The organism is Pseudomonas emilianonis (assembly GCF_023072625.1).
Lineage (GTDB): Bacteria > Pseudomonadota > Gammaproteobacteria > Pseudomonadales > Pseudomonadaceae > Aquipseudomonas > Aquipseudomonas paraveronii.
On sequence record NZ_JAKNRV010000482.1, the window covers coordinates 1 to 3,325 of the forward strand.

General features: G+C 63.4%; 5 protein-coding genes. 3 read left to right on the forward strand and 2 right to left on the reverse strand.

The window, feature by feature from the left end:
- Nucleotides 1-375 (reverse strand): enoyl-CoA hydratase-related protein (locus L9Z73_RS27970; protein WP_247407958.1); only part of this gene is annotated, 375 nt, incomplete at its 3' end.
- A 204-nt stretch (nucleotides 376-579) separates the two neighbouring features.
- Between L9Z73_RS27970 and L9Z73_RS27975 the strand changes: the two genes are divergently transcribed.
- From L9Z73_RS27975 to L9Z73_RS27985, 3 genes are all read left to right on the forward strand, one after another.
- On the forward strand, nucleotides 580-1,134 hold the full coding sequence (locus L9Z73_RS27975; protein ID WP_247407960.1) for a UPF0149 family protein: 555 nt from the start codon (nucleotides 580-582) through the stop codon (nucleotides 1,132-1,134).
- A 91-nt stretch (nucleotides 1,135-1,225) separates the two neighbouring features.
- Nucleotides 1,226-2,482: a 3-phosphoshikimate 1-carboxyvinyltransferase gene (gene aroA / locus L9Z73_RS27980; protein ID WP_247407962.1), complete on the forward strand. Its 1,257-nt coding sequence runs from the start codon at nucleotides 1,226-1,228 to the stop codon at nucleotides 2,480-2,482.
- 32 nt (nucleotides 2,483-2,514) lie between these two features.
- A complete protein-coding gene (locus L9Z73_RS27985; protein ID WP_247407964.1) occupies nucleotides 2,515-2,904 on the forward strand; it encodes a hypothetical protein in 390 nt (129 codons plus the stop codon).
- A 1-nt stretch (nucleotide 2,905) separates the two neighbouring features.
- On the opposite strand, the gene L9Z73_RS27990 is transcribed toward L9Z73_RS27985, so the two are convergent.
- The coding region (locus tag L9Z73_RS27990) for an NAD(P)H-dependent oxidoreductase (protein ID WP_247407965.1) at nucleotides 2,906-3,325 on the reverse strand (420 nt) is incomplete at its 5' end.

The window sequence follows — 3,325 nt, forward strand, 5'->3', positions numbered from 1 at the left end:
CAGGTCGATGGCGCCGCCGATGCAGTAGCCCTGGATCGCCGCCAGCACCGGCTTGCGGCAGTTGTCGACGGCGTTGAACGAGGCTTGCAGTTCGAGGATCTTGCGCCGCAGCAAGCGCGCGTTGCGGCCCACGTCCTTACCGAAGTCGTTGGCCACCGAGGCCAGCAGCATCAGGTCGATGCCGGACGAGAAATGCTTGCCGGCACCGCTGAGCACCACGGCGCGCACGGCGTCGGTGTCGTCGACCCACTGGAAGATATCGATGATCTCGGTCCAGAACGCCGCGTTCATCGAGTTGATCTTCTCCGGGCGGTTGATCTGCACATGGGCAACGTTGCCAATGAGTTCGACGACGAAGGCTTGGTATTCGGACATGGCAGTGATCCCTGACTGGAGAGTAATAAGAGCCGAACTATAACAAGGGTGAGCAACGGCGCATCAGCCAAAAACGGGACTGGCAACAATCCTCCGCGACGTGGTGCCGGCCTTGAAAACGCTGGATAAAAACCGCTTCAGGCGCCATCCTTCGCGCTTTAAGCCGCTGCCGCAGCGGCGCTCGACGTTTAAAGGATACGCCCCATGCTCACCCAACCTCTGGCCTCCGCCGATTTCGACCTGATCGAAGAAACCCTGCTCAAGTACGGTGACGACCACTCGGTGCTGAACCTCGCCGAACTCGACGGCTACTTCTGCGCACTGGTGTCCAGCCCGGCACAAGTGGATATCGCCGAGTGGTTCCCGGCCATCTGGGGTGGGCAGAACCCGCAGTGGGAAAGTGCCGAGGAGGCCAAACAGTTCCTCGAACTGTGCGTTCGCCATATGAACAGCCGTGCCGCGCAACTGGCCACCGATACCGAGGGTTTCCGGGCGCGCTTCGATGACACCGAACATCAGGGCCAGACCCTGACCCTCGCTGAAGAATGGTGCTTTGGCTATATCCGTGGCGCCGCGATCGGCAATTGGCCTGAACTGCCCGCCGAACAGGCCGCACAGCTGGAGAAAATCTCCTGGTGCGCCGAACAGGACAACTTCGAATTGCCAGCAGACCTCGACGTGCAGGCGCATCAGCAGCGCGTCAGTGAGATCGAACCGGCGGCGCGTGCGCTGCATGATTACTGGCTCGCCAAGCGCTAAGCCTCGACAAGCCTGGCGTATATGCCCGATTATTCGGGTCCGCCCGTCGGCCACTCCGTACCACCTTGCCTTGAATCAGGAGCCTTGTACCTTGAGTTCGCAGAAAACCGTGACTGTTACACCGCCCAATTTCCCCCTCAATGGCAAGGTCGCGCCCCCCGGCTCCAAATCCATTACCAACCGCGCCCTGTTGCTCGCGGCCCTGGCCAAGGGCACCAGCCGCCTCAGCGGCGCGTTGAAGAGCGATGACACCCGGCATATGTCGGTGGCCCTGCGCCAGATGGGCGTGACCATCGATGAGCCGGACGACACCACCTTCGTGGTCACCGGCCAGGGCAAGCTGCAATTGCCCGCGCAGCCGCTGTTCCTCGGCAACGCCGGCACCGCGATGCGCTTCCTCACTGCCGCCGTGGCCACCGTGCAAGGCACCGTGGTGCTGGACGGTGACGAGTACATGCGCAAACGCCCGATCGGCCCGCTGCTCGCCACCCTCGGCCAGAACGGCATCCAAGTCGACAGCCCGACCGGTTGCCCGCCAGTCACCGTGCATGGCACGGGCAAGGTCCAGGCCAAGCGCTTTGAAATCGACGGCGGCTTGTCCAGCCAATACGTATCGGCCTTGCTGATGCTCGCGGCCTGCGGTGAAGCGCCGATTGAAGTGGCGCTGACCGGCAAGGACATCGGCGCCCGCGGCTATGTGGACCTGACCCTTGATTGCATGCGTGCATTCGGCGCGCAGGTCGACGTGGTCGACGACACTACCTGGCGCGTCGCCCCCAGCGGCTACACCGCCCATGACTACCTGATCGAACCGGACGCCTCCGCCGCCACCTACCTGTGGGCGGCTGAAGTGCTGACCGGCGGCCACATCGATATCGGCGTCGCCGCGCAACACTTCACCCAGCCGGACGCCAAGGCCCAGGCAGTGATCGCGCAGTTCCCGAACATGCAAGCCACGGTGGTGGGTTCGCAAATGCAGGACGCGATCCCGACGCTCGCCGTACTGGCAGCGTTCAACAGCACCCCGGTGCGCTTCACCGAACTGGCCAACCTGCGCGTCAAGGAATGCGACCGCGTGCAGGCACTGCACGACGGCCTCAACCAGATCCGCCCAGGCCTGGCCCGCATCGAAGGCGACGACCTGCTGGTAACCAGCGATCCGGCATTGGCAGGCACGGCGTGCAATGCCCTGATCGACACCCACGCCGACCACCGCATCGCCATGTGCTTCGCGCTGGCCGGGCTGAAAGTCTCGGGCATCCGCATTCAGGACCCGGACTGCGTGGCCAAGACCTATCCTGACTACTGGAAGGCACTGGGCAGCCTGGGTGTTGCCCTGACCTACTGAGTCCACGGCGTCGAGATGGGGAGGGCTTGATTATGACCATTCGCCAACCCTGCCCACCCGGCGCCTGTGTCTGTGATCGCGAACAATTGCTGCAAACCCCAGGCGCGGACCTGCGCATCCTCAACCTGACGCGCCAGGAAGAAAAACGCCTGATCGAACGCCTCGAAGACCTGCAAAGCCTGCAGGATCTGGAACGCATGCAACAGCGGATGTATGCACTATTGGGTATCCGCGTGCATGTCGCGCCGGGGCACACCGAGGTCAAGAGCATGCGCGGGATTCAGATCGTCATCGACGAACTGCCGGGCCTGTGCCGCAAGACCCGACAATCGATCCCGGCGGCGATTCGCCGGGGCCTGGAGAAACGGCCGGAGATTGCGTATCGCTTGCTCGATGCCCATGACCTGTTTCGCGAAGGGTGAATCACCCGGCGACCGCCGCCCGTTCGAACAACCCCTGCCCCAACGCATTCGCCGTGCCCAAATGGGCCTGCGCGCCGCCACTCTCCGACTCCAGCAGCAACGCCGACGTCAGCACCTGCGCGCCACAGTAATCAAAGATCCCGTAGTCGATCTGCGTATGCATGGCCTTGGCATAGCCATGGCGTTCAAACGCGCTTTGATCGGCGGCACCGAGTGCCAGCAGGTGGACCTGCAAGTGCCGCAGTTTCTTCACCACCGGAGTGTCAGGGCCGTAGTCGATCGCCCAGCCGTTGACGAACACGCGGTCAACCCAGCCCTTGAGCAGGCCCGGCAGCGACCACCAATAAATGGGGAACACCAATACCAGGGCGTCGGCGCGGTCGATGCGGGCTTGCTCGGCGAGGACGTCGGCCGGTGGTGC

Coding starts and splice junctions, on each gene's coding strand:
- L9Z73_RS27975 (WP_247407960.1), top strand. CDS start 580: ATGCTCACCCAACCTCTGGCCTCCGCCGATTTCGACCTGATCGAAGAA.
- L9Z73_RS27985 (WP_247407964.1), top strand. CDS start 2,515: ATGACCATTCGCCAACCCTGCCCACCCGGCGCCTGTGTCTGTGATCGC.